Source organism: Stenotrophomonas sp. AN71 (genome assembly GCF_050435725.1).
Lineage (GTDB): Bacteria > Pseudomonadota > Gammaproteobacteria > Xanthomonadales > Xanthomonadaceae > Stenotrophomonas.
In genome coordinates this window covers 395,333-417,524 of sequence record NZ_JBNDKU010000003.1, presented here as the reverse complement: position 1 = coordinate 417,524, position 22,192 = coordinate 395,333, and the positions used below count along the sequence as shown (strand labels likewise).

The window sequence follows — 22,192 nt, the reverse complement described above, 5'->3', positions numbered from 1 at the left end:
CGTTCAACCTCGATCTTCAATGCAGGGGGCGATGCCCGGCCTCAGGCCGCGGCTTGCCGGAATTCAGGGGTGCGCGACAGCAGCGAGAGCGAGAACACGCCCCAGTCATGGCCGTCGGCATGGAAAGCGCGATCAACGAAATGGCCGTAGCGCCCTTCGGCCAGCGTGCCGGCCGCGATCTGCTGGTCAAGTTCGAAGCTGCGCTGTCCGAACAGTTCATCGATGGTCAGGGCGACATCGCCACCGGCCTGGCGCACGATCAGCACGCGCTGGCCTTCCTGCTGCACGGTACGCGTGCCTTCCAGGAAGTACTTCAGGTCGACCACCGGGAACAGGTTGCCACGCAGGTTGCCAACGCCCAGCAGCCAGGGCTGCGCGCAGGGTACAGGGGTGACCGGCGGCATCGGCACGATTTCCACCACTTCGCGGAAATCGGACACCAGCCGACGCTGGCCGACGCGGTAGCCCACGCCACGCCACAGGTCCTGGGCGAACTGCCGCCCGGGCAGCCGCACAGCATGGGCCAGGCTGCGCCGTTCGTAGGCTTCAAGAATGTCGAAGGGCGAGCGCATCAGGCCACCAGCTCGTTGATCCGCGCGATCAGCTCATCCTCGCGCGGCGGCTTGACGATGTAATCGGCCGCGCCCTGGCGCAGGCCCCATGCCTTGTCGGTTTCCATCGCCTTGGTGCTGACGATGATCACCGGAATATGCTTGATCGCCGCATCACGGGCCATCGCGCGGGTCGCCTGGAAGCCGCTCATGCCAGGCAGGACCACGTCCATCAGCACCAACTGCGGCACCTGGTCGCGGACCAGCTGCAGGCCATCCTCGGCGTTGTCCGCTTCCAGCACCTCGTGGCCGGCACGGCGCAGCCATTGGGTGAACACCGCGCGGTCGGTCGGTGAATCCTCGATCAGGACGATACGAGCCATTGTGCCTTTCCCCCCTGGTCAGGCGTTGACGTATGTGCGGATGGCACCCAGCAGTTCTTCGCGCGTGAAAGGCTTGGTCAGGTATTGCTCCGAGCCGACGATGCGTCCCCGCGCCTTGTCGAACAGACCATCCTTGGACGACAGCATGATCACCGGGGTCGCCTTGAACAGCTGGTTACCCTTGATCAGCGCGCAGGTCTGATACCCGTCCAGACGCGGCATCATGATGTCGACGAAGATGATCTGCGGTTGCTGGTCTGCGATCTTGGCAAGCGCTTCGAAGCCGTCGGTGGCGGTGACCACCTCGCAGCCTTCGCGCTTGAGCAGCGTTTCCGCAGTCCGGCGGATGGTCTTCGAATCATCGATGACCATCACCCGGAGTCCTGCGAGCTCCCCGCCCGCAGTCGTGTTTTCAGTCATTGCCTATCCCCAAGCGCACGGCCCAATCTCTGGCGGGAGCCGCTGCGAAAGCGTATCTATATCGCACTTTCCGCGCCCGCTTCAAGGGCGGGCCATGGCGCAGGGGGCGGCGCCCTGCTGAACGTGACCGGGTTCGCAATGACTGCGCTGCCCCCAGGCGGACGCTGCGTTGCACTACGCCGGGGAGGCGCGCGACCAGCGTTGCCGCTACCATCAACGCCTTGCCTGACAGGTGCGCCCATGCCGTTGAACGTCATCGTGGTGATGGACCCCATCGCCCACATCAAGATCGCCAAGGACACCACCTTCGCCATGCTGCTGGAAGCCCAGCGCCGTGGCCATGCCCTGCACTACGTGCGCCCGGGCGGACTGGCCCTGGAAGGTGGGGTGGCGGTGGCCCAGACCGCGCCGCTGCAGGTGCGCGACGATCCAGCCGGCTGGTATGAGCTGGGCGCGTTCAGCCGTACCGAGTTCGGTCCGGGCCAGATCGTACTGATGCGCAAGGACCCGCCGGTCGACGCGGAGTACATCTACGACACCCAGGTTCTGGATGTGGCCGCCGCTGCCGGCGCCTGCGTGGTCAACAACCCACAGGGCCTGCGCGACTACAACGAAAAGCTGGCGGCCCTGCTGTTCCCGCAGTGCTGCCCGCCGACCCTGGTCAGCCGTGACGCCAAGGCGCTGAAGGCCTTCGCCCTGGAGCACGGCCAGGCCGTGCTGAAGCCGCTGGACGGCATGGGCGGTCGCTCGATCTTCCGCAGCGGCCAGGGCGACCCGAACCTGAACGTGATCCTGGAAACCCTGACCAACGGCGGCCGCACGCTGGCGCTGGCCCAGAAGTTCATTCCCGACATCAGCGCCGGTGACAAGCGCATCCTGCTGGTCGACGGCGAGCCGGTCGACTACTGCCTGGCGCGCATCCCGCAGGGCGACGAGTTCCGCGGCAACCTGGCCGCCGGCGGCCGCGGCGAAGGCCGCCCGCTGAGCGAGCGCGACCGCTGGATCGCGGCCCAGGTCGGCCCGGAGATGAAGCGCCGCGGCATGCGCTTCGTCGGTCTGGACGTGATCGGCGATTACCTGACCGAGGTCAACGTGACCAGCCCGACCTGCGTGCGCGAGCTGGACGCACAGTACGGTCTGAACATCGCCGGCACCCTGTTCGACGCGATCGAGGCCGGCCTGCGCTGATGGCTGCCGCACCTGCCGTACTGCCACCGCCGCCGCGCGAAGCGCAGCGGCTGGGGGCGACCATCGCGCTGTCGGTCGTGGTCCACTCCCTGCTGATCCTGGGCGTGGGCTTTGCAGTGAAGGGCGATGCGCCGCTGGTGCCGACGCTGGAGGTGATCTTCAGCCAGACCCGCACCGCGCTGACGCCGAAGCAGGCCGACTTCCTTGCCGCCGCCAGCCAGGAAGGCGGTGGCGAGCACGACCGCGCCCAGCGCCCGCGCGACAACCAGGCCGGCATCGTGCCGCAGGCCCAGGCCGGGGTCAGCCCGGTGCCGCAGCAACAGCAGTCAGCCGCACCGACGCCACCGCCGCAGGCGCGGGTGGTCAGCAGCCGCAATGGCGAAGAAACGGTGGCGCAGGCCCAATCTCGGCCGACACCGGAACGGCCCGAACCAGACGCCCCGCTGACCGCGCGCGAACAGCGTGATGCGGAGATGGCACGGCTGGCGGCCGAGGTGCACCTGCGTTCGGCGCAGTACGCCAAGCGCCCCAACCGCAAGTTCGTGTCGGCCAGCACGCGCGAATATGCCTATGCCAACTACCTGCGCGCCTGGGTCGACCGCGCCGAGCGGGTGGGCAACCTGAATTATCCGGACGAGGCGCGGCAGCGTCGCCTCGGCGGCCAGGTGGTGATCAGCGTGGGCGTGCGCCGCGATGGCAGCGTGGAGAGCAGCCGGATCCTGCGTTCGAGCGGAACGCCGTTGCTGGATGAGGCCGCGCTGCGGGTGGTGCAGCTGGCACAGCCGTTCCCGCCGCTGCCGAAGACCGAAGACGCGATCGATATCCTGCAGGTGACCCGTACATGGGTGTTCCTGCCGGGCGGCGCACTGCGCGACGACCGGTAGGGTTTTGTTGCCCGGGCCTGCGGCCCGGGGCCCGCTGCAAGCCCAAGCAACTGCAACAGCAAGATCAAGAGCTGCGGTTGGGCTTTGGGTTTGGCGGGGCGGTGTGGGCTTGCAGGGCACGCTGTAAACCCATCCATGGGGGCTCGATGGCGCCATCCATGGCGCCAACGGTCCTGCAAGCCCACACCGCCCCATCTCCGACAGATCGCGGCGCACCTTTGCTGTTGGTAGGTGTCGACCTTGGTCGACACACATCCACGCCATGCGTGGATGCGAGCGAAGCGATCCGCTTTTGACTTTGAATTTTCTTTTTTTGATTTTCCGTGGCGGACGCACACGGGAACCGTCAGAGGCCGGGCGGGGTGGGTTCGCGGGGGTGTCCGCGGCATGGATGCCGCGGCCAAGCCCCCATGGACAGGTTCACGGCGTCCCCCGCGAACCCACCCCGCCCGGCCCAGCGCGGCTTCTGCTGCTGCCTACAGCCCCCCGCCACGAGGGGCTCAGCCGTTGGCCTTCGCCTTGGCCTCGCGCGCCGCCTGCTGCTCGACCAGGGTGAGCGCCACGTTGTCACGCAGGTAGGCCGGCTCGACCTTCTCCGGTGCAATGGCTTCTCCGCGCGCAAAGGCCGGTACCGCCAGTGCCAGCACGTCCGATGCACGCGGCAATGCGGTGGCGTCAAAACCACGCAGGCTCGCGCCCAGCTGTGCCACCAGCACGCCCTCGGCCGCACCGAAACCGGTGCCGACGCCATAGGCCGACAACCCCTCCGGCAGTGTCACGGCGGTGGGCACGCACACGCGCTCGGCATCGCGCGCCACCGGCAATCCCTGCACGCGCTCGAAACGCGCCACGTACAACTCGCCCATCCGCGCATCGATCGCCGACAGGATCTGCGTCTCCTCCGCCGGTGCACGCAACGCCAGCACCTGCAACGTCGAGACCGGCAGCAGCGGCCGGTCCAGCGCCAGCGCGATGCCCTGGGCCAGCGCAATGGCCAGGCGCACGCCGGTGAACGCGCCAGGGCCGCGACTGAGCGCGATGCCATCGAGCTGGCGGCGACTGATGCCGGCCTCGGCCAGCAGCGTCTCAGCCCAGGGCAGGCTCAGTTCGGCATGCCGGCGAGGGGCGATCTCGAAACGTTCCAGCACCTGCCCATCCACATGCAGGGCAACGGAGCAGGCTTCAGTGGCGGTTTCAAAGGCAAGCAGTTTCATCGGATCAGGTCAGAACAGGGGGAACGTGGCACCAGGCGCCGGCTCCGGGCCCGCCACAGGGGAGGCGGTCGGCACGGCATCATCGGTCACGGGCGCCCATTGTGGCGTAAAGAAGGCCTGCACATCGGCCAGGCTGCGGGTACGCCGGAACGGCGGCAGCGAATCGAGGAACACCCTGCCATAGCCGCGGTTGAGCAGGCGCGGGTCGCACAGCACCAGCACGCCCCGGTCGCTCTCGCTGCGGATCAGGCGGCCCACCCCCTGCTTCAGCGCGATCACCGCCTGCGGCAGCTGCTCGTCGCGGAACGGATTGCCACCCTGGCTGCGGATTGCCTCCAGCCGCGCCTCATAGACCGGGTCGTCCGGCGCCGCGAACGGCAGCTTGTCGATCATCACCACGCTCAGTGCCTCACCGACCACATCCACGCCCTCGCGGAAGCTGGCCGAGCCGAGCAGCACGCCATTGCCCGACTCCCGGAAGCGCTGCAGCAGCGTCGCCCGCGGTGCCTCGCCCTGCACGAACAACGGCCACGGCCCGTCGCGCAATGCCTCGGCGGCCTCGCGCAATGCGCGGTGTGAGGCGAACAGCAGGAATGCCCTGCCCTGCGATGCCTGCAGTACCGGCCGCAGGCTCTGGATCAGCGCGGTACCAAATCCACGTGCGGCCGGATCGGGCAGCCCTTCGGGCAGATAGCACAGCGCCTGCTCGGGCCAGTTGAACGGGCTGGGCTGGACCAGGGTGTGCGGATCATCCAGGCCCAGCCGCGTGGCGATATGGTCAAAGCCACCACCGACGGTCAGCGTCGCCGAGGTGAAGATCCATGCCGCGCGACTGCGCTCACGATGCTCGCGCAGCGGGCCGGACACATCCATCGGCGTACGCTGGCAGCGGAAACCTCGTGGCGTCAGCTCATACCAGAGCACGTCGGCCGCACTGGCAGTCTCGGCCGAGTCGGTATCGAAATCGAGTACCGGCTCATCATCGCCGAGCCAACGGCTGAGCCGCGAGATCGCTTCGCGTGCTCGCGCATGGCAGGCATCCAGGCCCGCCGCCGCTTCGCGCAGCACCTGCAGTGCCTGCTCCAGCGCCACCAGGCCGGCCATCACCGCGTCGAAGCCATCGCGCACCTGCGGCATCGCCAGCGCACGCCACTGCGTTCCGCGCGGCGGCAGCCCTTCCATCGCCGAACGCAACGCCAGCAACGCCTGCTGCAGCTGATCGACCGGCTCCTGCAAGGCCGACTGCGCGCCGCCCACGCCGCGTGCCTCGGCCAGGCAGTCGCGACCCAGTTCCTGCCACGGGCGCATGCCGAAGCCTTCGCCGAAGAACTGCGCCGCCAGCTCCGGCAGCTGGTGCGCCTCGTCGATGACGAAGGCCTGCGCCCCGGGCAGCAGCTCACCGAAGCCATCCTGTTTCAGCGCCAGATCGGCCAGCAGCAAGTGATGGTTGACCACCACCACATCGGCGGCCTGCGCGCGTTGCCGCGCACGCACCACGAAGCAGTCATCCCAGAACGGGCACTCGGTGCCCAGGCAGTTGTCGACGGTGGAGGTGACCATCGGCAACAGCGGCGAATCATCGGCCAGACCTTCCAGTTCGGCGATGTCACCGAACTCCGAGCGGCCGGACCAGGCCAGGATGCGCTGGAACTGCGCCGCCTGTTCGGGGCTGGAAAAGCGCGGCTCGCCGCGTGCTTGTTGCAGGCGATAGCGGCACAGGTAGTTCGCGCGTCCCTTCAACAGCGCGCTGCGCAGGCCGACACCGAGTGCCTGGCGCACGCGTGGCAGGTCGCGATGGTAGAGCTGGTCCTGCAGCGCGCGGGTGCCGGTGGAGATGATGGTGCGTAGCCCGGACAGCAGCACGGGCACCAGATAGGCAAAGGTCTTGCCGGTGCCGGTGCCGGCCTCGGCCAGCAACAGGTCACGCTGTTGAAGCGCGTCGGCGATGGCTTCGGTCAGGTGCAGCTGTGCCGGACGCGGGACGAACGCATCCAGGTGCGAGGCGAGCGCGCCGCCTTCGCTGAGGGCTCCGCGGCTGGCATGGACAAGGTCGGACATCAGAAGGAAAGGATACCGGGCCGGGCGCTGCCCGGCACCCGTTTCAAGTCAGGGCCCAGGCAAAAGCAACGGCAGCAGCGTTTGCTCATGGCTCTGGGTTGTACTGAGAGCTGGCGGCGGACCGTGGGTTTGCGGGGACGCCGAAAACCGTCCCTGGGGGGCTTGGCCGCGGCATCCATGCCGCGGACACCCCGCAAACCCACCGTCCCCCGCCTTCGACGGTTTCCCGGTGACGGATGGGCGCGCCTGGTAGCGTCGAGCTCGCTCGACTGGCGGTTCAGAAGCAGTCAATGCAACGGAGAAAGTAAAAGGGGTCAGAGCCGTTTCCTGCGGAAAACGGATCCGACCCCGTGGCGAGCGCGCGACCCGCTTTTGATCTTCTTTTTGTTCTTGCCTGCGGCCCGCGCGATGTATGGCGGGCCGGTTGGGTGGGGCGTGCAGGACCGTTGGCGCCATGGATGGCGCCAACGAGCCCCCATGGATGGGTTTACGGCGTGTCCTGCACGCTCCACCCATCCGGCCCATCACCAGCATCCATCAGTGCGAGCGCGTGCCGCAGAGGGGGCAGCGCCCGATGGAGTGGACTACCTCAGTACCGCTTGATGCCCGGCACGGTGCACCCTTCCAGCTGCGCGTGCGCCGACACGGCATTCTCCTTCTCGCCCCGCGCCAGGCGCGACTGCTCGATGGTCGCCCAGTGCCGACGGCACAGCGGGCCGGTCTTCGAGCCCAGGTCGACCGCTTTGCGCGCGAACGTTTCCGCCTGCGCCCATTGGCCCTGCAGCAACGCCAGTTCGGCGCGCTCCTGCAGCACCGCCGGGTCCGCAGCGACGATCTCCAGCGCATGGTCCAGGCTGCTGGCCGCGCCAGCCAGGTCGTTCGCTTGACGCTGCGCCTGTGCGGTCAATCGCAGGTCTTCCACCTGCGAGTCACGCAGCGGCTGCACCGACAATTCCTTGTCGTCCGGGCCGGCTGCTGCATTGACGGCGGCCAGACGCTGCGCCGGCGTGGTGGTATCGACCGGCTTGATCACCGGCGGTGCGCTGCTCACACAGGCAGCCAGGGCCAGGCTGAGGCCGGTCAGGGCCAGGGGCTGCAGCAGGGATCGCATGTTCATCGGCATCATCGGTTCGGAGGAGGAGTGGTGGCAGCAGGTGCCGCAGCGGGTTCGGCGGGTGCTTCCTGCTTGCGGTCCAGGCCGAACCAGCTGCGCCAGCCACCGCCCTCGCCTTCGGCCCCGCCCTGCCCATCCGGCGACGCGGCCGGTGCACACGGCGCATAGGCCGGTGCATAGCCCACCACGAACGGGAAACGACGCGCGCCGGGGCAACCCTCGTCGGTGCTGTTGAGGCCGGTGGGCGCTACCGACTGCCAGTCCAGGCCCTTGTTGCTGACCCGCAGCGGCGCACTCGGCAGGCGCTGGAAGATGCCCGACCACACCCGCATCGCGCCGGTGGCGCCATACAGACCGGCCTGCTCGTTCTGGTCGTTGCCGATCCAGATCACCGCCAGATGGTCGCCGGTGTAGCCGGCATACCAGCTGTCGCGGCCATCGTTGGTGGTACCGGTCTTGCCGGCCGGCTGCAGACGGCCCAGGCCATCGGCATTGAGCCGCTGCGCGGTACCGCTGGCGACCACCTGCTGCAGGCCGACACTGATCAGGTTGGCGGCAATCGAGTCGCCCTCCTGTGCCGGTGCCGGGGTCTTGTCGTAACGCTTGAGCAGCTTGCCCTGCGGATCGAGCACGCCACGCACCGCGTGCAGCGGCTGGATCTCGCCGCCCGACGCGAGGAACTGGTACAGCTGCGCCATCGCGTACGGGCTCTGGTCGGTCGAGCCGAGGATCACCGCCGGGTTCGGTTCGGCCTTGATGCCGGCCAGCACATGGATCAGCTGGGTCACGCGCTCGGGGCCGACCTGCATGCCCACGCGCACTGTGGCCTGGTTGTAGGAATGCGCCAGCGCGTCGATCAGGCGCACCGTGCCATGGCTGCGGTTGTCCGCGTTGCCCGGGTTCCAGTTGCGGCCGCGGCCGAGCTGCACCGTCACCGGCGAATCGTCGACCCAGCTGGCCAGCGAGTAACGGTCCGGCTGCGCCAGCGCCAGCAGGTACACGAACGGCTTGAGCAGCGAGCCGACCGGGCGCTGTGCCTCGATGGCGCGATTGAAGCCGACCTCGGAGACCTCACGGCTGCCGATCACCGCCAGCACGTCACCGTTGTGCACATCGGTCAGCACCATGCCGGCCTGCAGCTCGGGGCGACGCTTGCTCTCCAGCGACTTGATGGTGCGGGTCACCGCGCCTTCGGCATAGGCCTGTGCGGACGGCGACATGCCGGTCATCACGCTCAGCCCAGCCCCCTGCAGTGCCGATTCCGGATAGTCGTGGCCGAGCTGGCGGCGGACCAGGTCGACGTAGGCCGGGAAGCGATTGGCGGCCACCAGGCCCGGCGTCTTCGGCACGCCCAGCGGTGCCTTCAGCGCCCGCTGGTACTCGGCGTCATCGATCAGCGTGGCCTCATGCAGCTTGCCCAGCACGAAGTTGCGGCGGTCCAGCGCGCGCTCCGGGTTGCGCCGCGGATCGTAGAAGGAGGGCCCCTTGACCAGGCCGATCAGCAGCGCGATCTGCTCGGTCTCCAGCGATTGCAGATCACGGCCAAACCAGAACTCGGCGCCGGAGGACATGCCATGGATCGCCTGGCTGCCACGCTGGCCCAGGTACACCTGGTTGAGGTAGGCCTCGAAGATGGTGCGCTTGTCGTAGCGCGCTTCCATGATCAGCGCGTACAGCACTTCATTGAATTTGCGGGTAACCGTCTGTTCCTTGCCGATGCCGAGCAGGCCGCTGCGGGCCAGCTGCTGGGTCAGCGTGGAGGCACCCTGGCGGCTCTGCCCACCTGAACGGATCGTCACCCACACCGCGCGCGCGATGCCGGACAGATCGATGCCGTGGTGGCGGTTGAAATCCTTGTCTTCCACCGCCTGCAGGCCGGTCACCAGCAGGTCCGGCGCCTCGTCCATGCGGATCAGGCGGCGTTCTTCCTGCTTTTGACCGTACAGGGTAGCGATGCGCGCCGGGTCGAGCCGCGCGGCCTTCAACGCCTTGCGGTTGTCGGCGTCGCGCAGCGAGGCCACACCACCGTCGGCCAGCGACAGCTCCAGCCGGCGCGGGGCCACCCGGCCGTCGACATCGTTGAAGCCTCGGCTGGAGATGACGAAGCGCCCACCGCTCACCGCGTAGGTGGCCGGCTCCTTGCCCTGGCCGTCATCACGGTAGGCGGAGGCGGCCAATTCGGTCTTCAGCGTGGACGCGTCCATCGCCTTGCCGGGGGTCAGCACCAGCGGGCGCGCATACACACGCGTCGGGATCTGCCAGCGCAGCTCACCGAAACGCTGGGTCACCTGTTGGTTCAGGTACAGCGTATAGGGGATCAGGAAACCCAATCCCAACGCGACCGCAGCCATGCTCCAGGTGATCAGCCGGCGTCGCCACAGCGGGCCGTTGTCCTGCTGGTCGTCGTCGTCGGAATCGTCGATGTCGTCGGAATCGTAGCGTCGGGGCACGGGAATGCGAGAATGTAGGGTCTGGCGAGTCTACCCCAGCCGCTGCGGCTGGCGAATTCTCCCGGGTTCCCCTGCTTAAGCTGGAGTTGCAACCGGATGGCGATGTCCCTGGCCGAGATCCGATACCTGATCAACCGCCTGTCGGGCCTGGCCCGCCGGAGCCTGGCCAGCCTGCGTACCCGCGGCTGGCGGGCCACGTGGCAGCGCATCCGCGTCCACACGCAACGCGCCGTCCCCGCCCCGCGCACGCCGCTGTTCCTGCCACCGGCACAGGCGTTCGCTCCCTTTACGGTGCCGTTCAGCGAATCGCCGGAGGTGAGCATCGTCATCCCGGTCTACAACCACGCCGACCACACCCTGGCCTGCCTGCGTGCCCTGGCCGCACACCCGCCGGCCGCCGCGTGCGAGATCCTGGTGGTGGATGACGGCAGCAGCGACGCCACCGTGCAGTGGATGCCGCAGGTGGCCGGGCTGCGCTACGAGGTGCGCGAACACAACGGCGGCTTCATCGAAGCCTGCAACGATGGCGTGGCGCGGGCGCGCGGGCGCTACGTGGTGTTGCTCAACAACGATACGGTGCCGCAGCCGGGCTGGCTGGATGCCCTGCTGGATACCTTCGGCCATGTGCCCGGCGCGGGCCTGGTCGGCAGCCAGCTGCTGTACCCGGATGGCCGCCTGCAGGAATCGGGCGGGGTGATCTTCGCCAACGGCAGCGGCTGGAGCTACGGCCGCTTCGAGGCCGCCGACGACCCCCGCTTTGCCAGCCTGCGCGATGTCGATTACTGCTCCGGTGCGGCGCTGATGCTGCCCCGAGCGCTCTGGCAGCAGCTGGGCGGCTTTGATACGCGCTACAAGCCGGCGTACTACGAAGACACCGACCTGGCCTTCCGCGTGCGCGCGCAGGGGCTGCGCGTGCTGGTGCAGCCGGCCAGCCGGGTGATCCACGATGAAGGCACCAGCAACGGTACCGACACCGGCAGCGGGGTGAAGGCCTACCAGGTGCGCAACCAGGCCATCTTCGCTGCCAAGTGGGCGGCTGAACTGGCCCGCCATCCGGCGGTCGGCGAGGTGCCGTCGCCGGCGTTGCTGCTGCGCGGCCGCCGCCAGGTGCTGATCCTGGACGAGGAAGTGCCGCAGCCGGATCGCGACTCTGGATCGTTGCGCCAGGTCAATCTGATCCGCCTGCTGCTCCAGGGCGGTGCGCACGTGGTGTTCGTACCTACCCGGCGCGAACATGCCGGTGCGGCGACCGAAGCACTGCAGCGGATGGGCGTGGAGGTCTGGTACGCACCGTTCCTTGACGGCGTGGCCGGCTGGCTGCGCAACCATGGGTCGCGTTTCGACGTGGCGATGCTGGTGCGCCACCACGTCGCCCATGAGTGCCTGCCGCTGCTCAAGCGCTATGCGCCACAGGCGCGCACCGTGTTCGACACGGTCGACCTGCACTACCTGCGCGAACGACGCGGTGCCGAAGTCGCCGGCGATGCCACCCTGCTGCGCGCTGCCGAACGCACCCGCAGCAGCGAACTGGCGGTGATGGAGCAGTGCGATGTCACCGTGCTGGTCAGTGCAGCCGAGCGCGAACAACTGCGTGCTGACGCACCGCGCGTGCGGGTGGAACTGATCTCCAACCTGCACGAGGTGGCCGGTGCCGGCGCGACCTTCGCCGAGCGCCACGACCTGGTGTTCGTCGGTGGTTTCCGCCATCCGCCGAACCTGGACGGCATGGAGTGGTTCATCGGCGAGGTGTTCGCCAGCATCCGCGCCCGGCTGCCGGAGGTACGCCTGCACTGCATCGGCGCCGCTGCGCCGGAATCGCTGCTGGCACTGGCCGCGCGCCAGCCCGGTGTGCAGATGCACGGGTTCGTGGAAGACATCACGCCCTACATGGATGGCGCGCGCATCGCCATCGCACCGCTGCGGTTCGGCGCCGGAGTAAAAGGCAAGATCAACCTGAGCATGGCCCATGGCCAGCCGGTGGTCGGCACCACCTGCGCCGTGGAGGGCATGCACCTGCACCCGGGCCAGGACGTGCTGGTGGCCGACGACGCCGCAGGCTTCGCCGATGCGGTGGTCCGCCTGTACCAGGACCCGCAGCTGTGGCAGCAGCTGTCCGACGCCGGCCTGGCCAATGTCGCCGAGCACTTCTCGCTCGATGCCGCCCGCACGACCGTACAACGGGTGTTCTTCGCCTAATCCGCGCGTCCGCCGGCGCGGCGAAGACGCTCTTCGAACGCCGGCAGCTCGGCCAGGTCCGGTTGCAGCAACCGGGCCTGTTCGGCGGCATGGGCGGCAAAGGCCAGATCGCCATTGCCCAGCCGCTCACTGCCGATCGCCAGCCAGCGCTGGGCCAGCCGCAGACGAGCCGAAGGCAGGCCCACTGCCGTCGGCGACAACGTCTGCCAGGCCTGCAGGCAGGCACCTGCCGCCTGCACGCGGTTCTGTCGCAGGTTGTCGTCGAAGCAACGACGGCTGGCTGGCAGCAGGCGTGCAGCGGCCGCTTTCACCCGTGTGTCGCGAGGCGCCAGCGACTGCGCTTCGCGCAGCGCATCGAATGCATTGTGCCCCGGTGGGCTGATCCATTGCCCGGCACGCTCGGCGCGTTCAATCCTGCGCAGGTGTTCACGCAGCTGCCGTTCGCGTTGCGCATTGCCCACTGCCGGTTGCTGCAAGGCCTGTTGCGCCTGCTGTGCGCGTTGCAGGCGCTGCGCCAGCTGCTGCCGAGTTGCCTGCGAAGCCCCCAGCTGCGCGGCCAGTGCCGCATCGCGTTGTGCTGCTTCGAACTGGAAATCGTCGGCCAGGGTCTGGCTGCGTGACACCACCGACCGCAGCGTCTGCTCGCGGCCACGCTGGGCGCTGGGATCATCGGCGGCCACGGCCAGTACTGCCTGGAATCCGGTTGCCGCCGCTTCCAGCTGCTGCCGCTGCAGCGCACGCTGCGCCTGCCGCAACCGCTGATCGACGGCCTGTGCCAGTGCTTCCTGGCTGGCCGGCAGATCGGCATGCCCTGCATCGAACTGGCGGGCGCGTTGCAGCATCACGGCGGCGGCGGCCAGCTCGCCGCGTCCTGCCAACGTGCGTGCCTGCTGCAACAGATCGCTCAGGGCATCCTCGCGCCCTTCCAGGGCCGGCAGATTGTCCGGCTGCAGGGACAGGATGCGCTGGAACAGCGGCAACGCACTGCTGTCGCCGTCATCAAGGCGCCCGGCAGCAAACGCGTTGCGCGCCTGCGCCAGCAGGGCGCCGATGCCGGCACCGGTACTGCGGCGCGCCTGCAGCTGGCGCGACACGCTGTCGGCCTCGGCCTGCGGCACCTGCAGTTCCCGCGCCAACGCCAGTGCCTGCGCGCTGCCATCAAGGTCATTGGCCTGCAGCCGGTCACGCGCCTGCTGCAGTGCGGCCGCACCGGTACGGGCCAGCCCCTGGCGGGCCTGCAGGCGATCACCATCCAACGCCAGCACCGCCTGGTAGCGCTCGCGCGCGCCGCCGCCATCGGTTTCGCTCAGGCGCCCGCTGGCCAGCGCGCGATCACCTTCGGCCAGCAACTGCTCGATCTGCGGCTCATCCCAGAACCAGTCGGCCAATGGCTTGCGCAGCAGCACCAGCAGCACGAACACTGCCAGTGCTACCACCAGCGCCCAGCGCCAGATCCGACGCGCATGGCGCGCCTGCAGCCACCACCAACGGCCCTCGCGGCGGACGCGGTCCAGCGCCGGATGTTCAGCGCCATGCGGGCGATGCGGAGGCTCGCGTTCCATGCGTGCAGGGTAGCCGGGTCAGCGTGAAGCTCAGCCGAGGCGACGCGCCTCGCTCACGCCCGGCAGCGCATCGAGCTTGCCCAGCAACGTCGACAGCTGGCCGTAATCGCTGACCTTCAATCGCAGCCGCAGATGGGCACGGCCACTGTTGCGCACGTTGTCGCTGTGGATGTCGAGCACGTAGGCGTCTTCCTGGGCGATCAGGTTGGTGATGTCCTTCAGCAGCCAGCGGCGATCGACCGCGTCGACCACCACGTCCACTTCATACCCGCCTCCCGCCTGGCCCCACTCCACCGGCAGGATGCGCTGCGGGCTGGTGGCCGCCAGCCGGGCCAGCGCCACACAGTCTGCACGATGCACGGTGACACCCCGGCTACGGGTCAGGTAGCCCACGATCGGCTCGCCGGCCACCGGCTGGCAGCAACGCGCCAGCTGCACCAGCAGGTTGCCCACGCCCTGCACGGTGAACTTCGACTTGCCCAGGTTCTCGCGGCGCGCGGTCGGCCGCGGCAACGTCGGGGCGGGTGCCTGCTGGCTGGCCGCACGCTCGGCTTCCAACAGCGCACGGCTGACCTGGTTGGGGCCGGTATCGCCCAGCGCCACCTGGATGTACAGGTCATCAACGCTGTCGGCGTGGAACTTCTTCACCGCCACCGACAGGTCTGAATGCTGCAGGCCCAGTCGCTTCAGCTCGCGCTCGAGCAGCTCGCGGCCAGCCTGCACGTTGCGCGCGCGGTCCAGTTTGTGGAACCAGCTGCGCACCTTTTCGCGCGAACGGTTGCTGGCCAGGAAACCGTTGGCCGGCATCAACCAGTCGCGGCGCGGATCGGCCTCCTTGCCGGTGAGGATCTCGACACGGTCGCCGCTGCGCAGGCGGTAGGTCAGCGGCACGATGCGTCCGTTGACCTTCGCCCCCCGGCAACGATGGCCGACCATCGTGTGCACCTGGTAAGCAAAGTCGAGCGGGGTGGCACCCTGCGGCAGGTCCAGCACCTCGTCCTTCGGGCTCAGCGCATAGACCCGGTCCTCGGTCAGCTCGGCATCGAGCGCCCCGGCCAGTTCGTTGCCCTGGCCGTCCTGCGCCTGCTCCAGCAGCTGGCGCATCCAGGTGATCTTGCGGTCGAAGGACTTCTCCGCACCCTTGCCGCCTTCCTTGTACTTCCAGTGCGCGGCCACGCCCAGCTCGGCCTGCGAGTGCATTTCATGGGTGCGGATCTGCACTTCGATGGTGCGCCCTTCCGGCCCGACCACCGCCGTATGCAGCGAGCGGTAGTCGTTGGCCTTGGGCCGGGCGATGTAGTCGTCGAACTCGCTCGGCACCGGCGCCCACAGCGCATGCACCACACCCAGCGCGGCGTAGCAGGCAGCGACGTCGTCCACCATCACCCGCACCGCACGGATGTCGTACAGCTGGTCGAAGGCCAGCCGCTTCTTCTGCATCTTCCGCCAGATGCTGTAGATATGCTTCGGCCGGCCACTGACTTCGGCCTTGATGCCCTGCGCGACCAGTTCACGCGACAACACCTTCTTGACGTTCTCGACATAGCGCTCGCGGGCGATACGGGTTTCGTCCACCTCGCGGGCGATGCGCCGGTAGGTCTCCGGTTCCAGATGGCGGAACGCCAGGTCTTCCAGCTCCCACTTCAACTGCCAGATGCCGAGCCGGTTGGCCAGCGGTGCGTGGATGTCGCGGGTCAACTGGGCCAGCGCGCGGCGCTGTTCGTCGTCCAGCTTGTCGGCCGCGCGCATGCGCGCCAGCTGCCGCGCCAGCAGGATCGGCACCACGCGCAGGTCACGGATGATCGCCAGCAGCAGCCGGCGCAGGCCCTCACTGTTGCGCCCGGCTTCGCGGCCGGCATGCAGCGCCCACACCGGGTCCGCCGCATCCTGGCCATCGAGCAGGCCAACCACCGCCGCCTTGTGCCCGCCCAGGGGCAGCTGTTCCAGACTGGCACGCAGGCCCGGCAGATCGAACAGCAGCGCTGCGACCACCGCGCCTTCGTCCGCGGAGAGCATCGCCAGCGCATCAAGCGTATCGCCCAGCACCGACCAGGTGGCCCGCATCTGGTGATCGCAGCCGGGGGACTCCCAATGCTCGCGCAGGGCCTGGCGCAGCGGAGCAGGCAGCACCGCTGCCGAGGGACGGTTCAACAAGGCATCCAGGCCAGGGACGGAAGCGCGGTTCACAGCATCGAGCAGGCAAGACAGAGGGCCCTACACTAGCGCCGGCGCCGTTCAGGGACAATCACCGCTGCTGCCATCGCCGGCCATGAGGACATGCCGCTACACTCGCGGGTAAACCCAGGAGAGACCCGCCATGCCTTTGATTGCCCTGCGTGTCCGCCCACGGCTGCTGGCCTGTGCCGCCGTGCTGCTGTCCCTGTCCGCGCCGGCGCTGGCCCAGCGCGTGGTGGAGGGCGACCTGCAGCAGCAGATGTCGCCCACAGAGTTCAAGGCCGCCGGCCTGGACAAGCTCAGTGCCGGTGAACTGGCCACGCTCAATCGCTGGCTGCAGGGCAAGGTGGAGGCAGCCACCACCCAGGCCGTAGCCGCCGCACGCGAGGAAGGCCGCCAGGAAGTGATCAAGAAGAACCGTGGCTTCTTCGACTTCGGCAGCAACGAGCCGATCGAAAGCAGCCTGCAGGGGGAGTTCCGCAGCTTCGGCCAGGGCCGCCGCTACGTGCTGCAGAACGGCCAGGAGTGGGAACAGATCGACGCCACCCACTATACGGGCAGCCGCAAGGAGGCCCCGAAGGTCAGCATGCGTCCCGGCGTGATGGGCGCCTGGTACATGAAGGTGGATGGGGTGAACGTGCAGCCGAAGGTGCGCCGTACCAAGTAACGCCCCGGTATTCCGGCCGCGCCGGGTTCTTTCCCGGCAGCAATGGTCGCCCAGTAGGGCGACCATTGCGCGCTGTCATGCCTGGCGCAGGGCGGTCACCCGTTGCGCCAGCTTCTTCGCTGAAATGCCGGTACGTGCGCCCAGCTCCTGGGCGAACAGCGACACCCGCAGTTCTTCCAGATCCCAGCGCAGGGCCTGCCACTGCGGCCGCTCGCGCAGGCCCTGCTGCTCACCCACCGCCAGCGCTTCCAGGAACGGATGCAGTTCCAGCATGCGCGCCTGGTCACGCGGCGGATCACGCTTGGCGCGTTCGGTGCGCAGGATCATCGCCTTCAGGTAGCGCGGGTACTGCGCCAGCGCGTCGGCCGGCGTATCGCGCAGGAAACCGGGATGGATCAGCCCGGCCAGCTGCGCTTCCATGTCGTCCAGGTTGCCACGCGCCCAACCCATCAACGGCGCTTCCAGCATCGGCTTCAACTCCGCCACCAGCGCCAGGATGGTTTCGGCCAGCTTCAGCCGTGACATCGCCTCGCCGAACAGAGCCTTGGCGGCATGCTCGCGACGCTGCTCGAAGGCCGCCACATCGCGGATGTCCTCCAGGCCTTCGGCCAGAACCGCGTTCATCGCCGCATCGACCAGGTCGCCGCGCAGGCGTTCCTGCGATTCGATCGCCGCATACAACAGGCCGGTCTTGGCACCGACCGGCAGCTGCTTGCGCGCCTGCTTGACCTTCTCGGCCAGGGCAATTTCCAGCAACCGGCGAACACCCAGCGGATGAGCCTCCTGCGCCTGCTGGCGATCGGCGAAGATGCGCAGCGCCACACTGTCGCCCTCATCGAGCAATGCCGGATAGGCCGGCACGCCGGCTTCACCGGGTACCTGCAACGGGATCGGCGTGGCCGGGAAGGCACGCAGGCCATCAGCCGCCATCTCTCGCCCGGCACGTGCAGCGAAGGCATCGCCGGCACGGCCGCCGAATTTCGCCCGCAGTGCGTCCAGGTCACGCGAGGTTGCCAGTACCTTGCCCTGCTCGTCGCGCAGGCGCAGGTTCATGTGCAGATGCGGTTCGATCGCACCCGGCTCGAAATCCAGTGCGGTCACCGTCGCGCCGGTTGCGCGTGACAGGAAACGCGCCAACTCACCGGTGATGGCATCGGCACCAGGCTGCGGGAACGCCTCGTAGAACGCGCGACCGAAGTCCGGCGCCGGCACGTAGTTACGGCGCATCGCTTTGGGCAGGCTGCGGATCAGTGCCGAGGCCTTGTCGGCGACAAAGCCCGGCGCCAGCCAGCCCAGCTGTACCGGGTCCAGGGCATTGAGCAGATGCAGCGGTACGTCCAGGGTCACGCCGTCATCGTCGGCACCCGGCTCGAAGCGATAGTGCAGCGGCAGCCGCGCCTGGCCCAGTGCCAGGTACTTCGGGTAACGCTCCTGCTCACTGCCTTCACCGGGCAGCAGGTCGACCAGGGTCCAGTGCAGGGTCTTGCGCTGTTCCGGCCCCAGTCCCTTCCACCAGGTATCCAGGCCGGCAGCCGAATGAATCTGCGGCGGCACCCGGTCCAGGTACCAGCGCGCCTGCCAGCTGTCATCTGCAACGATACCGGCGCGGCGGAGCTTGGCCTCTTCCTCACGGGCAACCTCCAGTACCTTCTGGTTGTCAGCCACGAAACTGGCGCGGGTGTTGATCTCGCCGGTCACCAGCGCCTGGCGCACGAAGATGTCGTGTGCTTCGACCGGTTCGATGCGCCCGTAATGCACCGGCTTCTTCGGTGCCAGCACCAGCCCGAACAGGCTGATCTGCTCCGACGCCAACACCTGGCCCTGCGCGCGCGACCAGTGCGGGTCGAAGTGTTTGCGCAGCAGCAGATGCGGCAGCTCGGCGATCACCCAGTCCGGCTCGATCGCTGCCAGGGTCATGCCCCAGACCTTCTGCGTATCCAGCAGATTGGCCACCAGCAGCCACGGCGGCGGCCGCTTGGACAGCGCCGAGCCCGGAAAGGGCAGGAAACGGCGCTGCCGCGGTGCCTGGAATTCGCCCTTCTCGGTGCGATGGCCGATCTGCGTCGGCAGGCCGGCGATCAGCGCGCGGTGCAGCGTCTGGTAGGCGCTGGCGCGTATGCGCTCACTGAAGCCACCGCCCAGCGGGGCCTGTTCCTGCTGCGCGCGCACGGCCACCGGCGCCGGTGCCGCCTCCGTCTTGCCTTCACGGGCCAGGCGCGCGGCGCGGTGCAGCTGCCCACGGGTGGCCTTCACCGCAGTGGCATCGTCGCGCGCGGCAGCGGGCGCGCTGCTGCCGGCCAGCAACGGTGCCATCGCCGCTTCGCCGGCTTCTTCCTTCCAGCCCAGCTCCTCGCACTGCAGCCGCAGCTGGCGGTGCAGCTCGCGCCACTCGCGCATGCGCAGGAAACCGAGAAAATGACGACCGCACCAATCACGCAGCTTGGACTGGGTCAGATCTTCGTGGGCCTGCCGGTAGGCATCCCACAGGCGCAGCACACCGACGAACTCGGAGCGGCCATCGGCGAACTGTGCATGCGCGCTGTCGGCTGCACCGCGTGCTTCGGGCGGGCGTTCGCGCGGGTCCTGGATACCCAGGAACGAGGCGATCACCAGCATAGGCCGCAGGCAGCCGGCGGCCTGCGCGGCGACCAGCATGCGCGCCAGCTTCACGTCAACCGGCAGGCGCGCCATCTGCTTGCCGATGGTGGTCATGCGCCGCTCGGCGTCGATCGCGCCCAGTTCAGTCAGCTGCTGCCAGCCATCGGCCACGGCGCGCTCATCCGGCGCTTCCAGGAAGGGAAATTCTTCGATGCGGCCCAGGCCCAGCTGCAGCATGCGCAGGATCACCCCAGCCAGGCTGGAGCGGCGGATTTCCGGATCGGTGAACTCCGGCCGCGCCTGGAAATCGGCTTCGGCGTACAGGCGGTAACAGATGCCCTCGGCGATACGACCGCAGCGACCCTTGCGCTGGTTGGCGCTGGCCTGCGAGATCGGCTCGATGTGCAGGCGATCGAGCTTGTTGCGTGGGCTGTAGCGCTTGACGCGGGCGAAGCCCGGATCGACCACATAGCGGATGCGCGGCACCGTCAGCGAGGTTTCGGCCACATTCGTGGCCAGCACGATGCGCCGGTTCGGGCCGGGGTTGAACACCCGGTCCTGGTCCTGGTTGGACAGCCGCGCGTACAGCGGCAGCACCTCGGTATTGCGGTACTTGCGCCGCTCCAGTGACTGGTGCGCATCGCGGATCTCGCGCTCGCCGGGCAGGAAGATCAGCACATCGCCACGCGCATCCAGGCGGGTGATTTCGTCGATGGCCGACACGATGGCATCGTTGACGGTGCGCTCGCCCTCCTGTTCGCCCTCGCCTTCCAGTGCGCGATAGCGCACCTCCACCGGGTAGGTGCGACCCTCGACGCTGATCACCGGCGCCTCGTCGAAATGCTGGGCAAAGCGCCCGGTATCGATGGTGGCCGAGGTGACGATCAGCTTCAGGTCCGGGCGCTTGCGCAGCAGCTGCTTGAGATAACCCAGCAGGAAGTCGATGTTGAGGCTGCGCTCGTGCGCTTCGTCGACGATGATCGTGTCGTAGTTCGACAACCAGCGGTCACTGGCGATCTCCGCCAGCAGGATGCCATCGGTCATGAACTTGATGCGGGTGTCTTCGCCGACCTTGTCATTGAAGCGCACCTGGTAGCCGACCAGCTGGCCCAGCTCGCTCTGCAGTTCCTGCGCAACACGGCTGGCCACCGCACGTGCGGCAATCCGTCGCGGCTGGGTGCAACCGATCATGCCGGCCTGGCCACGGCCGGCGGCCAGGCACAACTTCGGCAACTGGGTGGTCTTGCCCGAGCCGGTTTCACCAGCGATCACCACGACCTGGTGGTCGCGGATCAGCTTGATGATCGCGTCGGCTTCACGCGCAATCGGCAGCTGGGGGTCCAGAGTGATGGACGGCTGCTGCAGCGCCCGTACCTGTCGGCGCTGCACCGACGCCTGCAAGGCCTGCTCGAAGGTGGCGGCCAGCGCCGCATCCTGTGGCTTGGCCTGGCATCGCGAGAGCATCCCCAGCAAACGGCCCCGGTCGCGGCTCATGGCGCCGTCGATGGCGGCGCGCTGTTGGCGCAGGCGGGGCGATGGATTTTTATCGATAGAGTTCATCAATCGGTTCGTTCAAAACTTTGAAAGCGACCAGTCATCACGACTGATTTATTGTGAAGGCCAACGATTCCACAAGGAGGAACCCCATGGCGAAGACCAAGAGCACGACCAAGGCCAAGACCGGCAAGCAGAAGCTTGCAGCGGCGGCACCGTCGGCGCCCAACATCGATATCGGGATCACCCAGGGTGATCGCAAGAAGATCGCCGACGGTCTGTCGCGCTTCCAGGCCGATGCGTTCACGCTCTACCTGAAGACGCACAACTTCCACTGGAACGTGACCGGGTCGATGTTCAACTCGCTGCACACCATGTTCGAAACGCAGTACACCGAGCAGTGGGCGGCACTGGACGACGTGGCCGAGCGCATCCGCGCGCTGGGCTTCAATGCCCCGGGCTCCTACCGGGAATTCGCTGCGCTGACCTCGATCGCCGAGGAACCGGGCCTGACCGACAGTGCGGACTGGCGTGAAATGGTACGCCAGTTGGTGGTCGCCAACGAAGCGGTCTGCCGTACGGCACGTGAAGTGCTGGACGTGGCGGCCAAGGGGGACGACGCCCCGACCGAGGATCTGATGACCCAGCGGCTGCAGACGCACGAGAAGTACGCCTGGATGCTGCGTTCCCTGCTGCAGTAAGGGTTGGGGTTCTCGGCAGGGCTGCGCCCTGCGCCTGCCGAGGCTTTAAAGCAAGAGCAACGTCAGCGTCAAAAGCGGGGTTCCTGGGAGTTGGCGGGGTGGGTCCGGTGGCAGGGGACGCCGTAAACCCATCCGTGGGGGCTTGGTCGCCGCATCCATGCGGCTCACACCCCTGCCACCGGACCCACCCCGCCTTCGACAGATTTCCGCGATCTGTCAGCAAAGCCATTGGGGTCGGATCCGTTTTCCGCAGGAAAACGGATCTGACCCCATCTTGATTGTCGATGTCTGACAGATGTGTCGACCAAGGTCGCCACCCACCAACGGCCGCGGGAAACTGTCGAAGGTGGGGCGGTGTCGGATTGCGGGGTGTCAGCCGCATGGATGCGGCTGCCAAGCCTACAGGGACGTACTTGCGGCGTCCCCGCAATCCGACACCGCCCCGCCATCCCCAGGAAAGCCGCTTTTGACGTTGCCTTTGACGTTGCCTCAGCCTCCAGCAGGTGCAGGGCGCAGCCCTGCCGACTCCCCCGCCGG

General features: G+C 68.1%; 15 protein-coding genes. 5 read left to right on the top strand and 10 right to left on the bottom strand.

The features are described from left to right. Positions 1 to 41 precede the first annotated feature (41 nt). From ABH900_RS07820 to pilG, 3 genes are read right to left on the bottom strand one after another with little or no spacing between them, the layout of a single operon-like run. On the bottom strand, positions 42 to 572 hold the full coding sequence (locus ABH900_RS07820; RefSeq protein ID WP_429622313.1) for a chemotaxis protein CheW: 531 nt from the start codon (positions 570 to 572) through the stop codon (positions 42 to 44). Next, positions 572 to 934: a response regulator gene (locus ABH900_RS07815; RefSeq protein WP_005410717.1), complete on the bottom strand. Its 363-nt coding sequence runs from the start codon at positions 932 to 934 to the stop codon at positions 572 to 574. The genes ABH900_RS07820 and ABH900_RS07815 overlap by 1 nt, the downstream gene beginning before the upstream one ends. Positions 935 to 952: 18 nt before the next feature. Further along, positions 953 to 1,354, bottom strand: a complete 402-nt coding sequence (pilG, locus tag ABH900_RS07810; RefSeq protein WP_005418455.1) for a twitching motility response regulator PilG — start codon at positions 1,352 to 1,354, stop codon at positions 953 to 955. A gap of 240 nt (positions 1,355 to 1,594) precedes the next feature. On the opposite strand from pilG, the gene gshB reads away from it, so the two are divergent. Together gshB and ABH900_RS07800 are read left to right on the top strand one after the other, a co-directional pair. Further along, the gene (gene gshB, locus ABH900_RS07805) at positions 1,595 to 2,542 is read left to right on the top strand and encodes a glutathione synthase (RefSeq protein WP_429622312.1); all 948 of its coding nucleotides are present in this window, start codon (positions 1,595 to 1,597) and stop codon (positions 2,540 to 2,542) included. Then, positions 2,542 to 3,426 carry a TonB family protein gene (locus ABH900_RS07800; protein ID WP_429622311.1) on the top strand — a complete coding sequence of 295 codons (885 nt, stop codon included), beginning with the start codon at positions 2,542 to 2,544 and terminating at the stop codon, positions 3,424 to 3,426. Before gshB ends, ABH900_RS07800 begins: the two co-directional genes overlap by 1 nt. A gap of 500 nt (positions 3,427 to 3,926) precedes the next feature. Here the strand turns inward: ABH900_RS07800 and tsaB are convergent, their stop codons facing one another. From tsaB to mrcB, 4 genes are all read right to left on the bottom strand, one after another. Beyond that, positions 3,927 to 4,640 carry a tRNA (adenosine(37)-N6)-threonylcarbamoyltransferase complex dimerization subunit type 1 TsaB gene (gene tsaB, locus ABH900_RS07795; RefSeq protein WP_429622310.1) on the bottom strand — a complete coding sequence of 238 codons (714 nt, stop codon included), beginning with the start codon at positions 4,638 to 4,640 and terminating at the stop codon, positions 3,927 to 3,929. Positions 4,641 to 4,649: 9 nt separating this feature from the next. Next, entirely contained in the window at positions 4,650 to 6,698 is a 2,049-nt protein-coding gene (locus ABH900_RS07790; RefSeq protein ID WP_429622309.1) for an ATP-dependent DNA helicase, read from the bottom strand. A 589-nt stretch (positions 6,699 to 7,287) separates the two neighbouring features. Further along, complete coding sequence (locus ABH900_RS07785; RefSeq protein WP_429622308.1) at positions 7,288 to 7,824, bottom strand: hypothetical protein; 537 nt, start codon at positions 7,822 to 7,824, stop codon at positions 7,288 to 7,290. Continuing rightward, positions 7,821 to 10,262, bottom strand: coding sequence for a penicillin-binding protein 1B (gene mrcB / locus ABH900_RS07780; RefSeq protein WP_429622307.1), 2,442 nt, complete (start codon positions 10,260 to 10,262; stop codon positions 7,821 to 7,823). Before mrcB ends, ABH900_RS07785 begins: the two co-directional genes overlap by 4 nt. Before the next feature lie 96 nt (positions 10,263 to 10,358). Between mrcB and ABH900_RS07775 the strand changes: the two genes are divergently transcribed. Beyond that, complete coding sequence (locus ABH900_RS07775; RefSeq protein ID WP_429622306.1) at positions 10,359 to 12,458, top strand: glycosyltransferase; 2,100 nt, start codon at positions 10,359 to 10,361, stop codon at positions 12,456 to 12,458. On the opposite strand, the gene ABH900_RS07770 is transcribed toward ABH900_RS07775, so the two are convergent. Continuing rightward, on the bottom strand, positions 12,455 to 14,020 hold the full coding sequence (locus ABH900_RS07770) for a hypothetical protein (RefSeq protein WP_429622305.1): 1,566 nt from the start codon (positions 14,018 to 14,020) through the stop codon (positions 12,455 to 12,457). The two genes, ABH900_RS07775 and ABH900_RS07770, sit on opposite strands and share 4 nt — an antisense overlap. Before the next feature lie 30 nt (positions 14,021 to 14,050). Beyond that, a complete protein-coding gene (locus tag ABH900_RS07765; RefSeq protein ID WP_429622304.1) occupies positions 14,051 to 16,207 on the bottom strand; it encodes a RelA/SpoT family protein in 2,157 nt (718 codons plus the stop codon). 130 nt (positions 16,208 to 16,337) lie between these two features. On the opposite strand from ABH900_RS07765, the gene ABH900_RS07760 reads away from it, so the two are divergent. After that, entirely contained in the window at positions 16,338 to 16,862 is a 525-nt protein-coding gene (locus ABH900_RS07760; RefSeq protein WP_429622303.1) for a hypothetical protein, read from the top strand. 75 nt (positions 16,863 to 16,937) lie between these two features. Here the strand turns inward: ABH900_RS07760 and hrpA are convergent, their stop codons facing one another. Further along, complete coding sequence (gene hrpA, locus ABH900_RS07755) at positions 16,938 to 21,020, bottom strand: ATP-dependent RNA helicase HrpA (RefSeq protein WP_429622302.1); 4,083 nt, start codon at positions 21,018 to 21,020, stop codon at positions 16,938 to 16,940. A gap of 86 nt (positions 21,021 to 21,106) precedes the next feature. Here hrpA and ABH900_RS07750 point away from each other — a divergent pair, with 86 nt between their 5' ends. After that, on the top strand, positions 21,107 to 21,655 hold the full coding sequence (locus ABH900_RS07750; RefSeq protein ID WP_006439098.1) for a Dps family protein: 549 nt from the start codon (positions 21,107 to 21,109) through the stop codon (positions 21,653 to 21,655). Positions 21,656 to 22,192 lie beyond the last annotated feature (537 nt).

What these genes read in the sequence shown, in the direction of transcription:
- ABH900_RS07820 (WP_429622313.1), bottom strand. Translation starts at nt 572, where the DNA reads ATGCGCTCGCCCTTCGACATTCTTGAAGCCTACGAACGGCGCAGCCTG.
- ABH900_RS07815 (WP_005410717.1), bottom strand. Translation starts at nt 934, where the DNA reads ATGGCTCGTATCGTCCTGATCGAGGATTCACCGACCGACCGCGCGGTG.
- pilG (WP_005418455.1), bottom strand. Translation starts at nt 1,354, where the DNA reads ATGACTGAAAACACGACTGCGGGCGGGGAGCTCGCAGGACTCCGGGTG.
- gshB (WP_429622312.1), top strand. Translation starts at nt 1,595, where the DNA reads ATGCCGTTGAACGTCATCGTGGTGATGGACCCCATCGCCCACATCAAG.
- ABH900_RS07800 (WP_429622311.1), top strand. Translation starts at nt 2,542, where the DNA reads ATGGCTGCCGCACCTGCCGTACTGCCACCGCCGCCGCGCGAAGCGCAG.
- tsaB (WP_429622310.1), bottom strand. Translation starts at nt 4,640, where the DNA reads ATGAAACTGCTTGCCTTTGAAACCGCCACTGAAGCCTGCTCCGTTGCC.
- ABH900_RS07790 (WP_429622309.1), bottom strand. Translation starts at nt 6,698, where the DNA reads ATGTCCGACCTTGTCCATGCCAGCCGCGGAGCCCTCAGCGAAGGCGGC.
- ABH900_RS07785 (WP_429622308.1), bottom strand. Translation starts at nt 7,824, where the DNA reads ATGATGCCGATGAACATGCGATCCCTGCTGCAGCCCCTGGCCCTGACC.
- ABH900_RS07775 (WP_429622306.1), top strand. Translation starts at nt 10,359, where the DNA reads ATGGCGATGTCCCTGGCCGAGATCCGATACCTGATCAACCGCCTGTCG.
- ABH900_RS07770 (WP_429622305.1), bottom strand. Translation starts at nt 14,020, where the DNA reads ATGGAACGCGAGCCTCCGCATCGCCCGCATGGCGCTGAACATCCGGCG.
- ABH900_RS07760 (WP_429622303.1), top strand. Translation starts at nt 16,338, where the DNA reads ATGCCTTTGATTGCCCTGCGTGTCCGCCCACGGCTGCTGGCCTGTGCC.
- hrpA (WP_429622302.1), bottom strand. Translation starts at nt 21,020, where the DNA reads ATGAACTCTATCGATAAAAATCCATCGCCCCGCCTGCGCCAACAGCGC.
- ABH900_RS07750 (WP_006439098.1), top strand. Translation starts at nt 21,107, where the DNA reads ATGGCGAAGACCAAGAGCACGACCAAGGCCAAGACCGGCAAGCAGAAG.